Here is a 22,431-nt window from a genome sequence, read left to right on the forward strand (position 1 = left end):
AGAAGCAAAAGGAGTAATATTTAATTTGCTGTAATATAAAAAAAACATAAAAGAATGAAAGAAAAATTAGAACAAACAAAATTTATTATCGGTCGTTTCGACACATATATTGAAAGCACCCAAACTAAAAGCAACCTTTATCTTGCTCTGAACACTGCCATACTTGGTGGTATTATTACAATTGCGGCTTCTACCAAACCAGAAGATGTCACACATTTTTCGCTTATAGTCTTAGGTATTATTGCGCTTCTAGCCGCTACAAGTATAACTATAACATTGATTGCGATTACACCGTATCTTCAAAGTGCTTCAGATAAAAATAGCTCAGTTATTTTTTTTCAGGATGTCACAAATAACACCTTTGAAGAATATGCAAATAAAATCAATGATATTTCTGATAAAAAATTCTTGCTGGATCTCACTTGCCAAGCTTACAGTCTAGCCGGAGGATTAAAAGCAAAATATCAAAAACTTTTTTATGCAGGTAGAATCATCATCGTCGAATTTGTCTTCCTTCTTATCTACGCAATAACACTAATAACAAAATCTATATAATTATGAATACATTTTCAGAATACCAGAACATTATTGAAAAAGCTCTTAACAGAAACGAAATCAGTAAAGGATTAAATGAATCAAGAGCATATACAGCTCTTGCAGGACCAGCCTCTCTTGGGAGATATACGTTTAGCGATTATGTGAGTAACAGGTCGGAACTCTCTTTTTCTGCGGATTTAGTAGCAATAGCAAATAGAATGGGAGTTGTTCCTCATAATAATCAACTAATTGGTCATCACCCGCATTTCAGTCATTTAAAAGGGACAACAAATACTGAAAAGCATTATATTATTTCTGCATTTATTGATATTAAAGGTTCAACTAATCTTTTTAAGAAGTATGATGAGGAAACTAATATGATTATTACAAATACCATCCAATTAGCTGCAATAAATGTATGTCAGCTTTTTGGCGGATTTATCCAAAGGATTCAAGGTGATGGTCTATTCGTGTATTTTGGAGGGAAAAATATTGATAAGAGCAAATCAACCCAGCACTGTCTTACGGCCTTAGGTTTATTCAGTTATTTCGTGAAAAATGATTTAAAAAGAGTTTTTGAGCAACATGGTATCGAAAGAATTTTTACGAAAATTGGAGTTGATTTTGGAGACGATGATAAAGTGTTATGGGGTGTGGCAGGTAAAGAAAATACCAGTGAGATTGCGACATATAGTTTGCATACCAGCCTAGCAGCAAAAATGCAGGCATATGCCGGAAGCAATGAAATTGTTGTGGGGCAATATGTCAAAGACAAAGCCAATTTTGACCCGATGCTTTATAAGGTAGTCGAAGAACAAAGGTATATTTTTTCAGACCAGGACAATGGATTTTACTATACACAATATGTATTTGATTGGCTTAAATACCTAAAGTCTTCGCAACATATAGCAACCTCTATCACCGGTGATATTACAATTAAGCCTCAAATTGCAACTATCCCAAGTATAGCTTCGTTGAAAGAAGTGGTGGGTGAAAACAGACCCTATGCAAAAGATAAATTTAAATAAGGACCTCAATGAAGTTTTGGAAATGTTTCCGAAACTCAAATTATCAGAGAAGGATAAAAAGAAATCGGTATGTGGTGAAATAGCCATATTTGATGCTGCGGATAACTATGTGGATAGTTTTGATATTAAAGTAACTATTCCAAGGAATTATCCGCACGGATTTCCTTTGCTGTTTGAAACCGGCAATAAGTTTGAACATATTCCTGACCGCCATATTAGTGAGGATGGAAGTTGTTGTGTTAGCTCATTGCAGGAATCAGACTTAGTAAGTCAAAAGGGTATTACCATTAAAGATTTCTTTTTAAGATATGTCATTCCTTATTTAGCTAATCAGTTATATTTTGATAGTCAGGAAGAATGGGCAAATGGAGATTATGAGCACGGTTCAGATGGAATTTTACAATACTATAGAGAGCTTTTTAAAATGGATGATATTGAGCAAGTAATTAGCCTATTGTATTTTTTCAACACAAAAAAAATGAATAGGAATGACAATTGTTTTTGCGGGAGTGGTAGTAAACTTAAAAGGTGTCACTTAGATGTTTATTGTAATATTAAAGATTTTTCAAAAACTCGAATTGAAATGGATCTATTGTATTTAAAGCAGTTATCAAAAAAAAGAGCTAGAAAACAACAAAATCAAGAATTATAAATTTTTAATTATAAAATATCATATTAGTCAGAAAAATGATTCTTAAAAATTAGCTGTCATAAATGAAAAATATGACAGAAAAAGAGTATGTGCTTTTTTGTGTAAAATGACATACTGGCATAATCAAGTAATTCGTCGATTATACAGGTCATTTGTCGATTAAATAATTTCTTACAAAAAAATGGGCGCAAATTTGTTATAGAAACTATCGTTAATATAATATTAGTCCTAAACTTCTCACGGTTAGACAAATTTCGCGAATTATTGAAAAGAAAATTCGCTTTTACGGGTGTGCAAAAGTAATCATTTATTTTTCCTCTGCAAATTTTTAACGTATTCTTTTTCGGAGATTCTCGATGCCGATAAATTTGAGCGATTCCTAAAAAAATAGAAATGGGAAAAAATCAGCATGTAGTACCTCATCCAGATGGATGGGCAATTAAAGGAGAAGGCAACTCTAAACCGACAAAGATTACTGATACTCAACAAGAAGCAATTTCTTATGCAAGAGAAATTGCAAAAAATCAAGAATCCGAATTACTTATTCATGGAAGGGATGGTAAAATTAGAGACAGAGATAGTTATGGAAATGATCCTTACCCTCCAAAAGGATAACATTTAACTAAAACAAGCCTAAAATAATTTTAGGCTTACTCTTAACTTAATTAACCAACAAAAACTATGGAAGAAAAATTTATACAAAAATCAGTAGCGCTTAATCCTGAAGAAAGTACGGGAAATCTTAAGGTAGAGAAATTATGGGAATTGATGGAAGATCATCCTTATAAGGAAAAAATGTATGCTGAATTTGAAATTGAAAAAATTAAAAATGAAGTAATTGTTATCGACTTTATAGATACTATTTATAAACGGATCAAATATTTTAGTACAAATTATAAACGAAAGTTAATCAGAGCCGAAATTAAGCATATTAATCTTTTTGAGGAAATGCTTGCAATTGATGGTGAAAAGAAAAAAGAAATCATTTTCCATTTTGATGAATATCTGGTCGTTGATGAAGTGAAGCAAGATTTAAAAACAGTTGCTAAGTATGAGTCAAAAAACACTTACCTTGACGCTTATGTGATGACTAAGTATGCTAATAGTTTATTCAAAAATGGTTTATCTGATCTGGCAAGGCAAAATATTCAATATTTTAAAGATTTAGCAAGCAGTTCAGATAATTATAATAAGCACAGAAGTTATCGTCTTGTTGAGAATGATGGTGTTACCTATTTGAGAGGTATTACCTCAATTGATAAATATTATGAATATGGCGTTGATTTTGCATTTGTTGTATCAATGCTCGCATTCCATAATTTTATGAAAAAGAATCAAGGAGTTGAATACAAAATCAAATCAGCACATATTAATGAATCAAAATTAGAAATCATAGTTGCGGAAAAGTTTAAAAAGGATGCCGGAGAGTTTGGTAAAGTTTCAACTGCGATTAAAGTTTCAACAAATGACTTGGGACAAGGTTCCTTAAATTTTTTAAATATCATTAATGTAGGTAAGACCAATAAAGATGGATTTTATTTACTTCCAAAACAAAACCCATTTGAAAGTAATAGAGTGCAGATTTCTCATACCACAAAGCCCGAAAACGTCTTTGCAACATTAAAAACGATGGAGAGTGTTCTCAATACCAGCGATAGATTTATCAAAGAATTAAAGGAAGCCAAAACGATTAAAACTCCTGATGAGTTGAGAATGAAGATTCAGGCTAAGATTGATGGTCCTAGAAGTTCTTTTGGTCACATAAAGAGACTGTCTGATATTTTTAAAACGAAAATTGATAATGAAATTACCAATTTCTCAAAATTGTTAGAAATGTGTAATAAAGCAGAGGAATTAGAAATTGATTTTGATCTTAAAGATAAATTAAGATATATAATTTCGGATATCATCTTATATGGTAGTACAAAATAATTTTTGTAGACCAACAATTGACAAGTAGGCACATACATTTGATACAATGTACGTTAGAAAGTGTTGAATGAGTTTAAATTTGAAAAAATACATTGTGCTTTCAAAGGATAACAATAGTATAACATACATTAAATAATATTTAAAAAAGAATAAAATGTCAGAATATAGAATTTCAGGAATTTGGAAAAATAGTCAAGAAGTAATAACTCATTATGCTGTCCATACAAGAACAAGAAATCAAACTGGAAATGGTTATGAAATTAGCCGAGCAATAAAGATGACCAAGGCAGATGCTGTAACACTGTTGCAAAATCCTGCAAACAGCGCTAAAACTTTCTTGTGGAATTATGCAAGAGCTCAATGGGTTGCTGGTGAAGATATACATGTAGTTAATGGCAATCCTCCTTTCCTTAGAACAACACGTGACGGAACATTAAAGGACAATCTCTTACATCTTATAGATTACAGGTATGTTTATTAATTTAAAGCTATTATAGATCCTCGTTAAGGCGAGGGTTTCATTTTTTTAATAACCAGTGATGTAATATCATAATTCACAATCTTAAACTGAATTTGGTTTTTAAAAAAAACTTTTATATGTAATATCTGATATAATTCTTTATGGAAATAATATATAAACTAATAATATAAATCGAAATAATAAATTTAAAAATATATGAATATATTCAAAATGAAGCTAGAAGCTGTGGAAGAAAGAAAATTACCTATGGATCCAATTGATCTTTTTCAAACCCTTTTTCACAAGGAAGGATATGCCTATTTGCGCGGTATCCAAGAAGAAGTATTGAAAGAATGGAATGACAAAAGAGATGAACGTGATGTTTTATGCAAAATGAATACAGGTTCGGGTAAAACTTTAGTAAGTTTAATGATGCTTTATTCAAAAATGGTAGAAGGCGTTGGGACGGTACTTTATTTATGTCCAGATAAACAGCTACTTGAACAGGCCAAAATACAGGCTGAGCTTTATGGAATTCCAGTTTGCGAAATTGAGGAAGGCAATCAATTTCCGGCTGATTTTCATAATTGCAAAAGCATTTTGCTTTGTACATTTCATAGAATGTTCAATGCTAAATCAATTTTTGAAAGAGATAATATTTCTGTAGGTGCGATAGTAATAGATGATGCCCATAGTTGTCTAGACATTTCCCGAGAAGTAACTACGTTAAAACTGCTTTCTTCCCATCCAATTAGTCAACGTATAATAAAATTATTTGAAAAAGATTTAATATTTCAAGCCCCAGGAAGTTATAGAAGATTAATGGATGGAGATCCTTATGCAAAGATTCTTAAAGTTCCATATTGGTCATGGTTGGATAGAAAAGATGAAATCTTGGCAATTTTAAATGAGTATGCTGAAGATAAAGAATTGCTTTTTAAATGGGGTTTAATAGCTGACGATTTACTTTCATTTGATTGCTATATTGGTCCGAGAGGAGTTGAAATTGCACCTATTCATGTACCTTTTCATAATATTAGAACATTTAATGAAGCGAAGCATAGATATATTCTATCAGCTACTTTTGAAGATCAAATTGATTTGATTAAAGATTTTGGGATTAATAAAGTTAGTATTATTAATGCTTTAGTGCCACGAGACCGGAAAGATATAGGACAAAGATTAATTTTAGCCCCAAGAAGATATGACCCAAATATTAATGATGCAGATATGCACAAGCTGGCTGTAGAATATTCAAACGACGGTGTGAACGTTGTAGTATTAGTTCCATCTGCCGACAAAGCTAAACAATGGATTAATGTTGGAGGTGAAATTCTAAGTGGCGAACATATAAACGTTAATATTGAAAAACTAAAAAAATCTAACGGAGGACTTTATATACTAATTAATCGATATGATGGTATTGATTTGCATGCAAACATGTGTAGGATTTTAATTATAGATGGATATCCTGCCTTTACGTCTTATAAAGAACTGTACACAGAGATGAGATTAGATTCAGTAAAAGCATCCCTTAAAGCCCAAATAATTGAGCAAGGGCTGGGTCGCGCTGTACGGTCGGGTAGTGATTATTGTACGGTCTATCTTATGGGTAATGATCTTTTACAATTTTTAGGAAATAATTACAATTTGCAATTTTTTACCGCTGTAACGAGAAAACAATTGGAAATAGGCTTGTCATTACTTGATGGACAATCAAAAGATAATTCTTTAGTGACAATTCGCGAAACTACTGATTTATGTTTAACACAAAGCCCTGAGTGGAGAGCATATCATTCTCAAGAATTGTCTGGAGTCGAATCTGATAAATTGAATGATGAGAAGATAAAGAATTTAAATATTGCGCAAGCTGAAAATGATGCAATTGATCTATATAGATCAAGAAATTATCAGGCAGCAAAAGAAGTTATTTTAAAAAGAATAATTGAGATAAATGATTTGACTGGCAAGCAAAATGGTTGGTATTTTCAGTTAGCTGCTCAATTTTTGTACATGGACAACAAGCCAGCTTCGAATGATCTTCAAATAAAAGCTTCAAAAACGACGCCTCATATGTTTCAAACCGCTTTAGGTCATAACTATACAAAAATCAGCGCTAACGAAGAGCAGTCTTCTAATGTTTTAAAATTTATTAGTCAATTTAATAAGTCACATGACTTTAAAATATATTTAGAGGAAGTTTTAGGTAGCTTAATTTTTAGTCCTGATGTTAATTCAAGTAAATTCGAAAATGCATTAGCAAATGTCGGTCGTATACTAGGATATTATGCACAAGAACCAGAAAGTGATTTTGGAAATGGTCCAGACGTATTATGGGGTATGACAGATAATCACTACTTGATCTTAGAGGCAAAATCTATGGCAATTCACGGTGAAATTACCAGAGAAAATATTGGGCAATTATTGCAATCGGGGGAATGGTTTAAAACTAGGTATGGTGCTGGGATGAGTCATACTTTAGTTACTTTACAGGCGCCAAGTATCAAAGGGTGGAATGTAAATCCAAGCGAAAATTCTAAGGTTATTGATGAGAATTCACTAAATAAATTACGAGAAAATTTAGCTCAATTTGTTAATGGTATAGTTAGCCATGGTACGATTGCCATTACATCTTTGCAAATTGCCAAATTATTAGGTGCTCACAATTTTACTCCAATTGCGTTTCGTGAAACATATTTAACTAAGATTGTACTAAAGAAAAAATAATATTAAAATATTTACGTTAAAAAAGATGCCTAGGCATCTTTTTTTGTTTTTAATATGAAATCATCATTTATTCTAGAACCATATTTTGCTTCTATTAATTTAAAAAAATCTGATAAAGCAATTTTTTTGTAAAAACAAATGATTGCTAATGTTGAGATCGGTACTCTATAGGGTCGGTCCTCTATTATTTTTTTTATAATGTGTCGATGTACTCCTAATTCTTGAGCTTGAGGTAGAACTGGCTCATTGACTTGTAACCATTCATTCCTTATGTAATCACAAATGAATTGGTCAAGCAGAAATACAACTGCCTCTTTCTTAGTGTCTAAAGATTTATTATTTGTTTTACTAGCCATTTAGACAAAAGAATATATTATTATTGATATTTAGTGTCACGATAGTGCCAGTTTGATATTTTTTTAGTAAGTTTGTCATTGAATACATATATTTGCGTTTCTTCAATTAAAATATTTGAAGCATTCGCTTTGAATCCCGACCTAAAAACTGGTAATTTTTGTACACGGGATGATAAGTACGATGCTCACGTCCATGGCGTGGGCTCACTTATTCGTGTACAGGTATACCAGTACCTTAGGTCGATATAAGCTGAGTTCCATGCCATTTTTTTTGCCTAATATTTTGGCAAAACTCAACTTCATTCTTAGCACCGCTTCTTTTTTTTTCATAGTCTCGCAGCAGTTTAAACCGCTAAAACCCGCACGCCTATGAGTAAACTACAGCTACACACCTAAAGCAGCCAACGCCCAGCGTTAACAGTGGTTTTTGTCACTAAACCACAACAATCCCAGTCAGGAAAACCGCATTTTCTAAACTGGTGTGCAATACCTATGCCAATTTTAAACTATTAACTACCCACTATTAACCATTAACTATAAAAGCCCATGAATAAAATAACAAAGCCCCCCTAAAAAAACCAACGCCTAGCGTTAACCGTGGTTACTGCCATTAAACCACATAATCCCAGTCTGGAAAATACACTTTTCTGAACCGGTCTGGAATACCTATGTCAACTTTAAACTATTAACTACTCACTATTAACCATTAACTATAAAAAACCATGAATAAAATAACAAAGCCCCCCTAAAAAAACCAACGCCTTGCGTTAACCGTGGTTTATATCACTAAACCACAAAATCCCAGTCAGGAAAATGCACTTTTCTGAACCGGTCAGGAATTTCTATGCCAACTTCTCGATACAATTTTTTAAAAATGCTGTCGCTATTTTATAAAATCACTCGAAGTGACGGAATCAACCGACAACTGATAACCGATAACTGATAACCGCCTTCTCGATACTATTTTATAAAAAGGCTATCGCTATTTTATAAAATCACTCGAAGTGACGGAAATCAACCGAAAACCGACAACTGATAACCGATAACAGCTAACTAAAAAACACCTGCACCGCACGATCCTTTGAGCAATTGATCTCATTAATTTAATTTGAATTTATTAATGGTGCAGGATGTTTTAGCTAACCACAAAACGAACTCAAAACCCAAAAACGAAAACTGATAACAGAAAACGGACAACCGACAACCTACTACAATGAAATATTACAAACAAATACAAGCCTTATTAATACTAGCATTTATAACATTGATATGCCTTTGGATCTCTGGTTGATGAAGAAAGAAGGGAGTGGTCAGTGATCAGAAAACCTATAACGCCTATGACTAAATAAATATTATGCTTTCGCTAAAACCGCCCTTAAATTAAAAACGTCAAAAAAACAACGAAAAAACGAAGTGGCAGCAGTCCGCGAGTTGAGCCTGAAAGGCGAACGGCTCGGGCTGCGGAACATAGTTTCGAGGTAGTTTTTAAGTTTTAAATTTTCAGGCTAGCGTTTTTTGGTTCTTTTTTGGGCAATGCAAAAAAGAACGATTAAAAATCTATTAACTAAATGTCCTCACTATGATAAAATAAAAACTCAAAAAAAAAGGTTCTCTAACCCGTCTGCAAACTAGTATAGAGAACCCTCGCAAACAAAACTAACGTTTCATTAAACTAAACCAATATTATGAAAAATTCTTCATTTTACAACACAGCTTCCGCTTTATCTTACCTGATCCTTATTGGGTTCCTACTAAGTAGCAGCCCCGCCTTAGCTAACAAAACACTGAGGCCAATGCTGTCTGAACGACAGCAAAACCCAATAAACGGTACCATAACCGATGGCAAATCACCCTTGCCTGGCGTCACCATCGCCATAAAAAGCCGTAGCAACTATGCCGTTCTATCCGACTTTGATGGTAAATACACCCTCCTAGCGCAAGCCAATGACACCTTAGTCGTGAGCTACATAGGCTATAAAACAGCCATAATCCCCATAAACTACCGCAAGACTATCCATATTCAATTACAGGAAGACATCACCTCCTTGCAGGAAGTCCGTATCAATGCCGGTTACTATTCCGTCAAAGAAAAAGAACGCACCGGAAGTATTGCCCGCATCACGGCCAAAGACATCGAGACCCAACCGGTGACCAATGTGCTGGCGACCATGCAGGGCAGGATGGCGGGGGTACATATTACGCAACAGACCGGAACTGCTGGGGGAGGGTTTAACATCCAGATTCGTGGACAGAACAGTGTGAGAAGAGGCGGCAACTCACCTTTGTACATTATTGACAATGTGCCGTATTCAAGTGAGGAAATCGGGAACGGAATGTCGATGTCGATCATGTCGATGAATACTAATCCGCTAAACAACATCAATCCAGCCGATATTGAAAGTCTGGAAGTTCTTAAAGATGCTGATGCAACAGCCATTTATGGATCGCGTGGAGCTAACGGTGTCGTATTGATTACCACCAAAAAAGGAAAGATAGGCAAGACCCGTTTTAGCGCCTCGGTAGCACAGGGAGGCGGAAGCGTTCCGCATTTTATGAAAATGATGAATACGGAACAATATCTTGCTATGCGTGTAGAAGCATTTGCGAACGACGGCATAACGACATATCCGGGAAGTGCCTATGACATTAATGGAACTTGGGACCAAAGTAGATCTACTAACTGGCAGAAAGAATTAATGGGAGGGACTTCAAAAATAACCAATATAAACGGTTCTATCTCCGGAGGCTCTGAGCAAACTCAATTTATGGTGTCCGGGACTTATGGTAAGGAAACAACCGTACTTCCTGGTGATTTTGGTTACAACCGGGTTAATGTGAGGACAAGCATTAATCACACATCAGTAGACCAACGGTTTAAGATTGCTTTTACCGGAGGCTATGGCATACAGGATAACAACCAGCCCTCGACCGATCTCAGTATTCCGGCTCGTCGACTTGCCCCAAATGCTCCGACACTATATGATGCGGAAGGGAACCTTAATTGGGAAAACAACACTTTTGAGAATCCGTTACGCTACTTAAAAGGCTTATCGAAATCTAAATCCTATGACCTTGTTGCCAGTACAACACTTTCCTATAACGTATTTGATAATATTGAAATAAAAAGCAATTTTGGCTATACCGATCTCAATCATCATGAGAGTAGTACGTATCCCTCGACAATGTATAACCCATCATTAGGAGTTGGTAGTGAAACTTCACGGATTTTTTATACCGACACCAAAAGGAACTCGTGGATTATCGAACCTCAACTAAACTGGAAGCCTGTATTAGGAGCTGTTAAAACAGATCTTTTGATAGGTAGCGCTTTCCAACGTCAAAATAATAGATCACTATCGAGCCTAAACAGTGGTTTTTCCAGTAATAGCATGATTTATAATCCTGCCGCAGCCACCAATACTTCGATACTTGCTTTTGACGAATCTGTGTACAAGTATCAATCGGTTTTTAGCCGTGCTAATTTTAACCTGAAAGAACGCTATATCATTAACCTTACCGGAAGGCGAGATGGTTCAAGCCGTTTTGGTGCTGGTAAACGTTTCGCATGGTTCGGAGCCGTAGGAGCCGCCTGGCTTTTCTCCTACGAAAAATTATTACAGGACAATAAGGTGCTGAGTTTCGGAAAGCTTCGTGCCAGTTATGGGACAACAGGAAATGACCAGATTGGGAATTACCAATTCCTTGATACCTACACACCATCGAATGCCAGTTATGACGGTATAATGGGGCTGAAACCATCGCGTTTGTATAATGCCGGTTTTGGATGGGAAACCAACAAAAAGCTAGAAATAGCGATAGAGACAGGATTTTTGAAAGACCGAATCTTCCTGACAACGGCATGGTATCGCAACAGGTCATCCGACCAATTGGTAGGAATACCGTTACCGGGGGCTACGGGGTTTACGGAAATACAGTCGAACCTTAATGCTTCAGTTGAAAATCGTGGCATTGAACTTACATTGAACACCCTTAATGTGAAAACTACAGGTTTTGACTGGAGTACTGCAATCAATTTTTCGGCTTCAAAAAACAAGCTGCGCTCTTTCCCAAACCTTGAAAGTTCTACCTACAGTAATTCGTACGTAATTGGACAGCCATTGAATATTGTAAAAGTGTATCATTATACCGGCATTGATCCTGAAACTGGTATTTACACTTTTGAGGATGTAAATGCAGATGGTATATTGACAGAACCCGAAGACAAGCAGACGGTAAAAGTCTTAAACCCGAATTATTTTGGAGGGATTAAAAATACCTTACGATTTCAAAGGTGGCAATTTGATTTCCTTTTCAATTTTGCAAAGCAGCAAAATTATAATGCACCGCGAACGTTGGGCGTTGCTGGTACGATGAATAACCAAAGCGTCGCTATAGTTGACCGTTGGCAATTTCCGGGAGATGAGGCTTCTTCCCAACGGTATACTTCAGGCGCAAACGGCACAGTCGAAAATGCCCTTTACCGATATGCTGCCAGTAATGCAGGCATAACCGATGCATCGTTTATAAAATTGAAGAATGTTTCCATCAGCTATGAATTTCCGGAGCGGTGGCTTAAAAATGTTAACTGCAAGGCAACAGTTGAGGCGCAAAACTTGTTCACGATTACGGGCTATAATGGGGCTGATCCAGAATTTAGCGGTTCTGGATTTTTGCCACCACTACGAATGATTACAGCTGGTTTACAATTTAACTTTTAACCTTTAAAGCAAGAGATATGAATATCAATACCTTTTTAAAACGATATTGTACCAAAACGGTATGCTATTGCAGAATTCTTTCAATGGTAACTCTATTATTTATTGTATTTATGCTTCATAGTTGCAATGAATTTACGGAGAACGATACGCCAGTATCGGAACTAGATACCGCTGCTGTTTTTGAAGAAAAAAATACAGCCTATGGCGCAATGGCAAATGTTTTTGCGCAAATGCGAGACAATGGCATGCTAACAGGAAAAACAACTGGAATGCAGAAAGAAATGGGATTGTATGCCGATGAACTTATATGGTATGGAAATACTACGCAGAACTCGGCTAATTTTTTCTATAATACGCTTATTCCTACACATCCCACTTTGGCAAACTGGTGGAATAACAGCTATAGTCAGATCTATGCTGCCAATGCTGTAATTGAGGGAGTAGCTGGATCGACAAAACTCTTGCAGGCTGATAAGGATCAGTTAACAGGGGAAGCAAAATTTGCCAGAGCTTTTGTTCATTTTTATGTTTTACAGCTGTGGGCTAATGTGCCTTACGTTACGGGAACAGATTATAGATATAACAGTACCCTAAAACGTTTGCCTACAGCAGAAGTATACGCAAAGATTATTGAAGATTTAGAATCTGCAACGACATTGTTGCCTGAGGAATACACCAACCCGACACGAGTGCGGCCTAATTCGTACACCGCGCAAGCCTTATTGGCAAGAGTCTATCTGTATGCCGGAATGTGGCCTGAGGCAGTCAACAGTGCTTCTAGAGTACTGAATAAGACTGGTACTTATACATGGATTACTGAACTAAATAACGTGTTTTTAAAAGAAAGTAGAGCCACCATCTGGCAATATGCTCCAAGGACACCAACAAGGAATACCGATGAGGGTACTACTTTTATATTTAATGCAGGTCCGCCAAATTCTGTAGCATTGACTAGTTCTTTAATAAATGCATTTGAGACAGCTGATCAACGCAAGGCTAAATGGATTCGATCAATAAGTAAAGAAGGTACCACTTGGTATCATGCTTATAAGTACAAGAAAACAGGCAGTAATACTCCCCAACTTGAATTTTCAATAGTGTTACGTCTTGCTGAAATGTATCTTATTCGTGCGGAAGCTCGTGCAAGACAAGGCGAACTTAGTAATGCTAAAGAGGATCTTAATGTAATCAGGAATACTGCTGGTCTTGGAAACACTGCTGCAGTTACCCAAGATGAAATACTGGATGCCATACTGCATGAACGACAAGTGGAATTGTTTAGTGAGTTTGGCCACCGCTTCTTTGACCTGAGACGTTTTGGTGCACTAGACAGGACATTATCGGGTATTAAAGCTGATTGGAACAACACTGATAACTTGCTGCCACTACCACAGAACGAGTTGAACCTGAACCCTAATATTGGGCCTCAAAACTCGGGTTATTAATGAAGGCTTCATTTTATAGTATTGGACGTAGCTTTTTAGATAGGAGTTGTCATTCCGCTTTTTTGTTTCTTTTTTTTGTATTCGTTTCCTGTCCTTTGATGGGGCAGGTGTTACAAAAGAAGGTTGTAACAAGAGAAGATTATCCCCAGTGGCATTATATGGATGCCGAAGCGATTTCTGATGATGGAAATTGGATTAGCTACCGTAACTATTATAGCTCAACTGATTCGTTATTTGTTAAACACCGAAGGTCTGCCCAACTTTATAGTTTTGCAAAGGGTAAAGACGGGGCTTTTGTAGCTAATCATTTCGTTTGCCATACTCCTGACAGCATCGTTCATATTATTTCGTTGAAGAATGGGGTGGAAAGGAAATTGAGAAATGTTAAAACCTTTACGGTTTCTAAGGCTTTTATTGTAGCATCGGAGTACGGTAAAATTGGGAATTTGTTATCCGTTTATACTTTAGATGGTGTTTTATTGCGCACTGAAACAGAAGTAGAATCTTTTTCTGTTAGTCCTGATACTAAACTTATGGCAGTGGCGGTGAAAAAAGAAAATGCCTATCAAGTACTGCTTATAAATATGGAGGATATTAAAAAGCAAAAAATCATAGCGGAAAGTGAAAAAAGAGGACCTTTCCTAAACCCTAGCTGGTCAAATGACAGCAAAGCAATTGCCTTTATGAATTATGATGAAAAGGAGTCACAACTTTTTTATTACGATTTAGGCGAAAAAAAACTCCTAACATTTTCTACCAATGATGTTAAATTCCCCCAAACGATGAATTTAATACCGTCAAGGAAATTAACTATAGCAAAGAACAACAAGCGTGTTTTCTTTAAAATAAAGCAACGCAAGGAATTTGATATTGAGCGGAAAGAAAATGATGTACAGGTATGGAATGCAGCTGACAAACATATTTATCCACGTCACATTGTGACAGAGGGGTATTCGAAGAACCCGAAGCAAGCTATGTGGGAACCCGAAACTGGTAGCTTCTTGCAGATTACAGATTCGATACAGCCTTATGGCGCATTCCCAGATAACGAAAGCTTTGCTTTGACATTTAATGCAAAGGATTATGAGCCACAGAGCAAATCGGTACCTGATAAGGATCTATACATTAGAAATCTTGGTACTGGACAAAGTAAGTTAGTGCTTCGCAGACATGTTGGTGGAGAATACAATCTTTTAGCTTCGCGGAACGGGAAATATATCTGCTATTTTAAGGAAGGGCAGTGGTATGTTTATAATATTGCACAGGGGACTCATGGATTAATTAGCGGTAATCTGCCTTATACCTTAAGCGTTGAAAGTGATACTGAGAAAGAGGAAATTGGCTACGGTAATCCCGGATGGACTACGGAAGGAGAATGTTTGTTGTATGATCAATTTGATATCTGGAAAGTTCAATCAGACGGATCTAATCCAGTACGTTTAACAAACGGACGTGAGCAGGGCATCATTTTTAGGATTGTTGCACAAAGTAAAGAGCAAACACAAACTATAGCCGACAGGATATTTACTAATGGAGAATTTGACCTTAATAGTTCACTGCTATTAAGTGCGAGGGCTGTTGATTATTCCTATAACGGGTTTTACTTATTGAAGCCAGGAAAGGGAATGACAAAAATCTGCTATGTGAATAAAAGTGTAACCGGAATAATGAAATCTGAAAGAGGTGATTATGCGTGGGTAGAAGAAGCTGTAGATGAGCCCCGACGTATCATGGTTGCAAAGGTTGGCGGTAAAGCTAATTCTGTGGTTGAGAGTAATGCACATCATAAAAAATTTAACTGGACCAAATTGCAGATGATACATTATACAAATGTAAAGGGTGAATCTTTACAGGGACTCTTGTATTACCCATCTGGATACGATAAAAATAAGCGCTATCCGATGATAGTACATCTTTATGAAAAGCAATCGTACCAACGGCATTCTTATGTTAATCCCAAGATGAATAACGGAGATGGTTTTAACATCAGCAATCTTACTGCTAAAGGGTATTTCGTTTTGCTTCCGGATATTACCTATGAGGTTGGCAATGTTGGATTTTCAGCCTTAGATTGTGTGGAAGCCGCAGTGAAAGAAGTAAAAAAATTAGCTCTAATTGATGATGCGAAAATTGGTTTAATTGGACACTCTTTCGGAGGCAATGAAACAGATTTCATTATCACCCAAAGTAATTTGTTTGCCTGTGCGGTCGCAGGAGCCGCTACCACGAATTATTTAAGTTCCTACTTATCGGTTGCCCAGATTTTAGGGATTCCAAACTTTTTCAAAATGGAATATGGACAGGCCAGGATGAAACTCTCTCCCTACGAGAATATGGAATGGTATCTGAAGAATTCGCCAGTGATGCATGCTGCGAATGTGAATACGCCGCTGTTATCCTGGACAGGACTGAAAGATCCGCAGGTAGAACCGAGGCAAAGCTTTGAGTTTTATATGGCGTTGCGACGATTGGGCAAAACGCATATCCTGCTGGCTTACCCTAATGAGGGACATGGTATGGGAAAGAAAGAAAATGCAATAGACCTAACAACAAAAATTGAGGAATGGTTTGATCATTACCTTAAGGGGATGAATGCTCCGACATGGAAATAGTAACAATGCAGTCCGAAAGGACTGCATTGTTTTTTAACTACTTATGGTTTATAACCGGTAAGTATACACTCGTCATTAGCGTCCATAATAAATAATTGCGCTCCTTCGTCTACTTGTCCTACGCGACAAACAGGGCCGTTATTCACGGTACTGCAATCATTTTTTTGTGTACAATCCGTACCTTGTGGATTATTAGGAATATATCCCGGTACAAGAGATGAACCTCTTTTTGCTGATGCATCCGTACTGAATGCACTGGTTGCTGCTGCAACAATTACCAGCATTGGTACAATTAATTTTTTCATAATATAAAAAATTTGTGGTTATGGCTTACTCTATTCACAGGTTTTCAGCCTTTTCCCTGATACCGGCCGGGTATATTTTAAAGTATGTTTACTGTAGTGTTTTATTTGGTACGTCATAAGTATCAGTTATCTTTTTGCTTATTCTATTTACAGACAGGTACTTTCCGGAAAGCGCATATAATTTATTGCCATTTACCCGAAAGCTTTTCATTTCCTGATTGTCGATATTATAAATATACATGCTACCAACGTAGCTACCATTTGCAAGGTTGTAAACATCTACAATCGAGGCTTCTTTTAAAATCCTGTTGTCCTCATATCTGCCAATACGCTGAGATTTGATGAATAGTAAATTGCTGTATACTGCTGAGGTTTTATTGATAATCAAGGGTGGTTTTGACATTTGCTTTTCACCGCTTGCCATTTGAGAAACCTGAATTTGTGCAACCTGTACTGTGTCAATAGTTTTGCCCTGAGCAGTCAATTTCATCGACGGACTGATGGATAAGTATTGATTTCTATAATAAAAGATATAGTTTAACTTGCCAAGTTGGTTGTTGAAGTGCAGCATACCGTCGGTATCAAAAATACCATCCACTTGCTTTTTTAGTAAGTTTGTATTTTCTGCTATTATCCTTTTTTCATTCAAGCCGTAGGTCACTAAGCTATTGTTCTTTTTAATATAACTAGTAAGTCTTAATGCAACAGTTGTAGCATCCATTGGTTCAGCTAGTGTAAAATAGGGTATTTTTCCTAATTGGCTCGTAGCTTTCCAATCCTTCATTTTTCCTTTGAATATTGAACGTACTGTTCCATCTGTCACGAAAAAATAAGGAGAAACTATCTTTAATTTGATATCCCTAAAAGGAAGTTGGGGTTGATCAAGTTGCACTTTTACGCGATTTTTAGATTTTAATGCGGTATCAATTTTTGTTATATACAGCGGTGTAGTATAATTTCCCAAGTAGATTGTGTCCTTATCGAAACCTGCAAAATAATATGAATTTATTTTGAGGTCATATTTGTTATATGCAGGTTCAGCGTGGGACGGAAAGCGGCGAATAAAATTATTTCGTTTGTGGATAATGTCTTCAGAAATTAAAAACAGCACTAGTACTGAAGTTATACTTAATAAAGCTGCAACAGTTAATGCTATTGAAAATTGAAGTTTTTTCATTTTTGTAAGCCAATTTCTTTGGTCTGGATAGGTGAGTATTAGTCCTAAAAGAGCTAACAAAATAAATGCGATATTGAATATCAAGTGCTCAGTCCAACCAAGATCCTGTAAAATTCCACCACAGGAACAAGGGATATTTGAACTAAAATTTAAGATGATGAAAATATAAGCTGTAAAGGCAATCATTAGACAGAACGATGCAAATAACCCGTTTATCCTCCATTGTGGAAAAATTAACATTAGAACTATTATCAGCTCTAAAATTGGCACACCAATAGCGACATATCCTGCAAATGCGCTCAGTAATGGAGATTGACCAAGTTTAATACTAAAATCATTGTAATCAAGAATTTTACTGATGGCAGCATAAGTAAAAAGGAAAGCATAGCTGTAGCTTACAAAAATTACAATACCATTTTTTATGTTCTCAGCGTATTTCATAACAATTTCTATTGATTTTATACTGTAAAATTCTAATAATTAAATCATTACGCTATTTCGTTTCGGGAGTATTTGTATGCAAAAAGCTAAATGTTAGCCAAAATGATTATTCATTAGTAATACGATTGTCTCGCTGGAGTGTACTTGGCAAGTAATTAAATCGTTTTTTGAATGATTTGTAAAAGTTGACGTAATTAGGAAAACCGCTCATTATCGCTATTTCATTTATAGGAATGCTGCTTTGTTCAATCAGAAGATGTGCTTTTTTGAGTCTCTGTTCATTATAAAATTGAAAAATACTAGTATTATAAAAATGGCGGAAACTTTTTTTAATTTTAAATTCATTGGTTCCAAACATTATAGATAGCTCTTTTACACTTGGTAAGGGATCTTCCAAATTCATTAAAATGTATTCGGATACTCTTTGAGCCAATATTGCAGCTGATTCTGTTGGTGAATCAATATTTCCTATAAGATTTGCCTTTGCATTATGTAGGCTAATGGTTGAGGTATTTATTATAAACTTGTTCGTATATACTAATCTGGAAATGGTACAAAAAGAAGGAATTGCTTGTTTGTCAGGACTAATAAAAATAAGTTGTTGCGTTGTACTGAAATTACCATCTTTTCTGAGTTGATTTTTTATTTGATCCCATTGATGGTGAGATTGTCCGGAAAGCATTTCTTTGAAATCCATTCCTAGTAAGTTTTCAGATGCATGTTTTATAAATATAGGAGCATCAGAAGTAAAGGTTTTGATCTTAAAGTTGTTGTTCAAAAGCAACGTTATATGTACTAAGTTTCGGTAGCAGTAAGAAGGATTTTCGCTACCGGAATTTAATTGGATAAGATGTAATTCGTCGGCAAATTTATTTAACATTTTAGATATTTTGCCGAGTTCGTCGTTTGGATCAGTTACTAAGATTCTAAAGGCAAGATTACCGGATGCCATCTGAAAAAGCATTTGGTAAATCGCCTTAATGCGCTGCGGTGTAGTTTGATTTTCCATTAAGTTATATAGTGAGGAATTAATTGCGGAATAGCAAGACAAGTGCTTGAAAAGACAGACAAAACTATATAATGTAATTTTTATTTGCTAAAAGTATAGTGTGCAATTCGCGAATTACATATGCTTAATTCGCGAATTACACACCCTATTTTTGGAGCGTTTTTACATTCGGAATATAGCCTAAATAAAGAAGAGTACTCTTTGAACTAGGGTTTTATAATTTATTAAAGCCAGTGTTTTTTTAAAGCTTTTAAGCATCTGTTTATCACTCAGCCCAGCACCCCCGCTGCCTGAAGTCTCCCGCCTTCGGCCTAATGCGAAACACTTCTCATCATTCGCCATTTACAACCCACAACCCACAACTCACAACTCACAACTCACGACTCACAACCCACAACCCACAACCCACAACCGACAACCGACAACCCACAACTCACAACTCACAACTCACATCTCACAACCCACAACCCACAACCCACAACCGACAACTCACAACTCACAACCCACGACTCACAACTCACAACCCACAACCGATAACCGATAACCGACAACCCACAACCCACAACTCACAACCGATAACCGATAACCGACAACTCACAACTCACAACTCACAACTCACAACTCACATCTCACAACCCACATCTCACAACCCACAACCCACAACCCACAACTCACAACTCACAACCCACAACCCACAACCCACAACCGACAACCGACAACCCACAACTCACAACTCACAACTCACAACTCACAACTCACATCTCACAACCCACAACCCACAACCCACAACCGACAACTCACAACCCACAACCCACAACTCACATCTCACAACTCACAACTCACATCTCACATCTCACAACCCACAACCGACAACCCACAACCGACAACTCACAACCCACAACCGATAACCGACAACCCACAACTCACATCTCACAACCCACAACCCACAACCCACAACCGACAACCGACAACTCACAACCCATCCCGATAACTATCGGGGCTCACAACTCACAACCCACAACCCACAACCGACAACTCACAACCCACGACTCACAACTCACAACTCACAACCCACAACTCACAACCGATAACCGATAACCGACAACTCACAACCCACAACTCACACCTCACAACACATAATAAAAAAAACACCCTAATCCAAACGGATAGGGCGTTTTAATCAACCTGAATAGCCTAAAAAAAACTAACCTAGACTATTTCTTGCGCTTCTTCATACCATTTTTCAAGACCAAAGAAATAATAAAACTAACAACAGTGCCAATAATAGCAAGCAATACAGTTTTCAAAACATCTTCAGAGCTTAAATTGGGTAACACACTCAAGAAAGTACCACCAGCGGTAGTACACCATGTCGAATTAGGGACTGTCATAAGCATCTTCATTATAAGTAGTAATCTGACTCACTACCGACAGAACACCGCCTGCAACAGCCAAATAACCACCAATGCTACTGATGACAACAGGCAAAGCAATAGGTGCTGCCAAAATAGTACCGCCTATACCAGCCAGAGACAACCCAATAGTGCGTAGCACTTTAAAAAACTTCGGTGTGGGAGCTTTTGCTCTTTTTAATACATTCATAATAATTTCATTTTAAGATTTTACAATTAAGCGTACAATCTGATTTTCGTTCAAAACAGCATAAACCACATCTTTCAGCTTACAAAAGGCTTTTCTGGACATCAGGCCTAAACCCGAGCCACAAAGTGTCGTTACAGGGGCAATACAGCCTTGCAATTCTTGCTGGGCATTATTGGCAGGATGAATGAGAATCAAACTCCTGCTGGGGACATTAATAATCTCCAAATGCCATCGAAATTTACTGCTGTAACGCCTCTTGATAAAATATTCCCCTTCCGGAATGCAGGAAACTGTTGCTTGGTTTTCTTTCCAAGGCAATTCAATAGTATGACAGATGAATTGACCCTCCTGTTCAAGTTTACCATTAGTTCCGTCAGGGAAATAAGTTCTGGATAGTACCAAGATCATCTTATAATCCGCTTACTTGTACTAAGGCGAGGGGATTATTAGCTCCATTTTTTAAGGAGTACATCTGCCCATTGACTTCTTGATAAAACGCAATACCCAAAGCAAGAAACAAAGGTTTTGTACTCGCTGGAGTAACAGAATTACTTTGACTAATGGGAGCAGTAGCAACAGCATCCCAAGGCAGTAGAGCAGTTTCAGAATGGGATACTACAAACTTTTCTGCTTCAAAATCAATCTCAGCTGCTGCCGAAACAATTTTGTAATGGGTAGTGCCACCTGGCGCGGCAATCATGTTTATCGGGATAAAAGGAGCAAGGCTTATGCTCAAATCACCGCTGCTACGATCAATACTGCTTTCAAAAGGAGCAAATAAGATAGTGCCTAATTTTCCTGTGATATTAAAATCAAAACCACTCAGTAGTTCTGCTTCACCGTCAATAACATTGCGCAATCCCCTGGCACTGGTCATATCTGCCTGAATAACTTTGACCATCTGTTGGGTAAGCCTGCTAACCATTTTGCCGTCAGAGGAATGAATGAGTATCGGACGTAAAGCAGATCTCAAAATCTTGCCTGCCTTTCCGGCTCTGCCAAATTCAGCACCATTTTCTCTTGTTCTCTGAAAAGCAGGGTCGTTGGCAATTCTGCTGGCGTCAATGCCACCTCGCTCTCGGGCGATATAACCGTCCTTGGTTTTATAGAAAGTAATGTCTCCTAAAGTACCTTTCAATTTAATTATGCCTCTCTGTTTTGCCATAATTTCTAATTTTTAATGTTAATAATTAAGTCGATCAATCAATTCATTTTAGATAATCGTTGCAACTAGATCTTGAATGATTGAACCAAAGATTCAGTTATTAAATTCATATTTCAAACACAACTATTTAGAAACCAGCTATAAACAACCATAATCGACTATTTTAGTACATCAGGATAAAGGATAATTACTGATGTTTGTACAATACTCTTCATACTCATCAAAGCCTCGCTGTACGAGTCTCCCAACAACCATCAGCACCAAA

At 36.6% G+C, this 22,431-nt stretch carries 19 protein-coding genes; 11 read left to right on the forward strand and 8 right to left on the reverse strand.

The window, feature by feature from the left end; genetic code table 11:
* Window positions 1-54 precede the first annotated feature (54 nt).
* From LNP19_RS10640 to LNP19_RS10670, 7 genes are all read left to right on the forward strand, one after another.
* Window positions 55-555 (forward strand): Pycsar system effector family protein, encoded by a 501-nt coding sequence (locus tag LNP19_RS10640; RefSeq protein ID WP_230061904.1) that lies wholly within the window; start codon window positions 55-57, stop codon window positions 553-555.
* 2 nt (window positions 556-557) lie between these two features.
* Entirely contained in the window at window positions 558-1,565 is a 1,008-nt protein-coding gene (locus LNP19_RS10645; protein WP_230061905.1) for an adenylate/guanylate cyclase domain-containing protein, read from the forward strand.
* Window positions 1,543-2,217 carry an SEC-C metal-binding domain-containing protein gene (locus tag LNP19_RS10650; RefSeq protein ID WP_230061906.1) on the forward strand — a complete coding sequence of 225 codons (675 nt, stop codon included), beginning with the start codon at window positions 1,543-1,545 and terminating at the stop codon, window positions 2,215-2,217. Before LNP19_RS10645 ends, LNP19_RS10650 begins: the two co-directional genes overlap by 23 nt.
* A 393-nt stretch (window positions 2,218-2,610) precedes the next feature.
* Complete coding sequence (locus tag LNP19_RS10655; protein ID WP_230061907.1) at window positions 2,611-2,832, forward strand: DUF2188 domain-containing protein; 222 nt, start codon at window positions 2,611-2,613, stop codon at window positions 2,830-2,832.
* A 66-nt stretch (window positions 2,833-2,898) separates the two neighbouring features.
* Window positions 2,899-4,149 carry a hypothetical protein gene (locus LNP19_RS10660; RefSeq protein ID WP_230061908.1) on the forward strand — a complete coding sequence of 417 codons (1,251 nt, stop codon included), beginning with the start codon at window positions 2,899-2,901 and terminating at the stop codon, window positions 4,147-4,149.
* A 154-nt stretch (window positions 4,150-4,303) separates the two neighbouring features.
* Complete coding sequence (locus LNP19_RS10665; RefSeq protein ID WP_230061909.1) at window positions 4,304-4,630, forward strand: DUF3892 domain-containing protein; 327 nt, start codon at window positions 4,304-4,306, stop codon at window positions 4,628-4,630.
* Between the two features lie 210 nt (window positions 4,631-4,840).
* Entirely contained in the window at window positions 4,841-7,336 is a 2,496-nt protein-coding gene (locus LNP19_RS10670; protein ID WP_230061910.1) for a DEAD/DEAH box helicase, read from the forward strand.
* A 29-nt stretch (window positions 7,337-7,365) separates the two neighbouring features.
* On the opposite strand, the gene LNP19_RS10675 is transcribed toward LNP19_RS10670, so the two are convergent.
* Complete coding sequence (locus tag LNP19_RS10675; RefSeq protein ID WP_230061911.1) at window positions 7,366-7,692, reverse strand: hypothetical protein; 327 nt, start codon at window positions 7,690-7,692, stop codon at window positions 7,366-7,368.
* Window positions 7,693-9,377: 1,685 nt separating this feature from the next.
* On the opposite strand from LNP19_RS10675, the gene LNP19_RS10680 reads away from it, so the two are divergent.
* The 3 genes from LNP19_RS10680 to LNP19_RS10690 are packed head-to-tail and all read left to right on the forward strand — an operon-like array spanning window position 9,378 to window position 16,467.
* On the forward strand, window positions 9,378-12,410 hold the full coding sequence (locus LNP19_RS10680; protein ID WP_230061912.1) for a SusC/RagA family TonB-linked outer membrane protein: 3,033 nt from the start codon (window positions 9,378-9,380) through the stop codon (window positions 12,408-12,410).
* Window positions 12,411-12,427: 17 nt separating this feature from the next.
* Window positions 12,428-13,855: a RagB/SusD family nutrient uptake outer membrane protein gene (locus LNP19_RS10685; protein WP_230061913.1), complete on the forward strand. Its 1,428-nt coding sequence runs from the start codon at window positions 12,428-12,430 to the stop codon at window positions 13,853-13,855.
* On the forward strand, window positions 13,855-16,467 hold the full coding sequence (locus LNP19_RS10690) for a S9 family peptidase (protein WP_230061914.1): 2,613 nt from the start codon (window positions 13,855-13,857) through the stop codon (window positions 16,465-16,467). Before LNP19_RS10685 ends, LNP19_RS10690 begins: the two co-directional genes overlap by 1 nt.
* 41 nt (window positions 16,468-16,508) lie before the next feature.
* Here LNP19_RS10690 and LNP19_RS10695 read toward each other — a convergent pair whose 3' ends face one another.
* From LNP19_RS10695 to LNP19_RS10705, 3 genes are all read right to left on the reverse strand, one after another.
* On the reverse strand, window positions 16,509-16,772 hold the full coding sequence (locus LNP19_RS10695) for a DUF6520 family protein (protein WP_230061915.1): 264 nt from the start codon (window positions 16,770-16,772) through the stop codon (window positions 16,509-16,511).
* An 88-nt stretch (window positions 16,773-16,860) separates the two neighbouring features.
* Complete coding sequence (locus LNP19_RS10700) at window positions 16,861-18,390, reverse strand: MauE/DoxX family redox-associated membrane protein (RefSeq protein ID WP_230061916.1); 1,530 nt, start codon at window positions 18,388-18,390, stop codon at window positions 16,861-16,863.
* Between the two features lie 106 nt (window positions 18,391-18,496).
* On the reverse strand, window positions 18,497-19,399 hold the full coding sequence (locus LNP19_RS10705) for a helix-turn-helix domain-containing protein (protein ID WP_230061917.1): 903 nt from the start codon (window positions 19,397-19,399) through the stop codon (window positions 18,497-18,499).
* 314 nt (window positions 19,400-19,713) lie between these two features.
* On the opposite strand from LNP19_RS10705, the gene LNP19_RS10710 reads away from it, so the two are divergent.
* Complete coding sequence (locus tag LNP19_RS10710) at window positions 19,714-20,307, forward strand: hypothetical protein (protein WP_230061918.1); 594 nt, start codon at window positions 19,714-19,716, stop codon at window positions 20,305-20,307.
* Between the two features lie 306 nt (window positions 20,308-20,613).
* Here LNP19_RS10710 and LNP19_RS10715 read toward each other — a convergent pair whose 3' ends face one another.
* Genes LNP19_RS10715 through LNP19_RS10730 form a run of 4 tightly spaced genes read right to left on the reverse strand, consistent with a single transcriptional unit; the run spans window position 20,614 to window position 22,166 of the window.
* Window positions 20,614-20,790, reverse strand: a complete 177-nt coding sequence (locus LNP19_RS10715) for a hypothetical protein (RefSeq protein WP_230061919.1) — start codon at window positions 20,788-20,790, stop codon at window positions 20,614-20,616.
* Window positions 20,777-21,001 (reverse strand): hypothetical protein, encoded by a 225-nt coding sequence (locus LNP19_RS10720; protein ID WP_230061920.1) that lies wholly within the window; start codon window positions 20,999-21,001, stop codon window positions 20,777-20,779. The genes LNP19_RS10715 and LNP19_RS10720 overlap by 14 nt, the downstream gene beginning before the upstream one ends.
* Window positions 21,002-21,013: 12 nt before the next feature.
* Window positions 21,014-21,409, reverse strand: a complete 396-nt coding sequence (locus tag LNP19_RS10725) for a DUF5675 family protein (RefSeq protein ID WP_230061921.1) — start codon at window positions 21,407-21,409, stop codon at window positions 21,014-21,016.
* A gap of 1 nt (window position 21,410) precedes the next feature.
* Complete coding sequence (locus tag LNP19_RS10730; RefSeq protein WP_072946108.1) at window positions 21,411-22,166, reverse strand: hypothetical protein; 756 nt, start codon at window positions 22,164-22,166, stop codon at window positions 21,411-21,413.
* Window positions 22,167-22,431: the final 265 nt, after the last annotated feature.

The organism is Flavobacterium acetivorans (assembly GCF_020911885.1).
Lineage (GTDB): Bacteria > Bacteroidota > Bacteroidia > Flavobacteriales > Flavobacteriaceae > Flavobacterium > Flavobacterium acetivorans.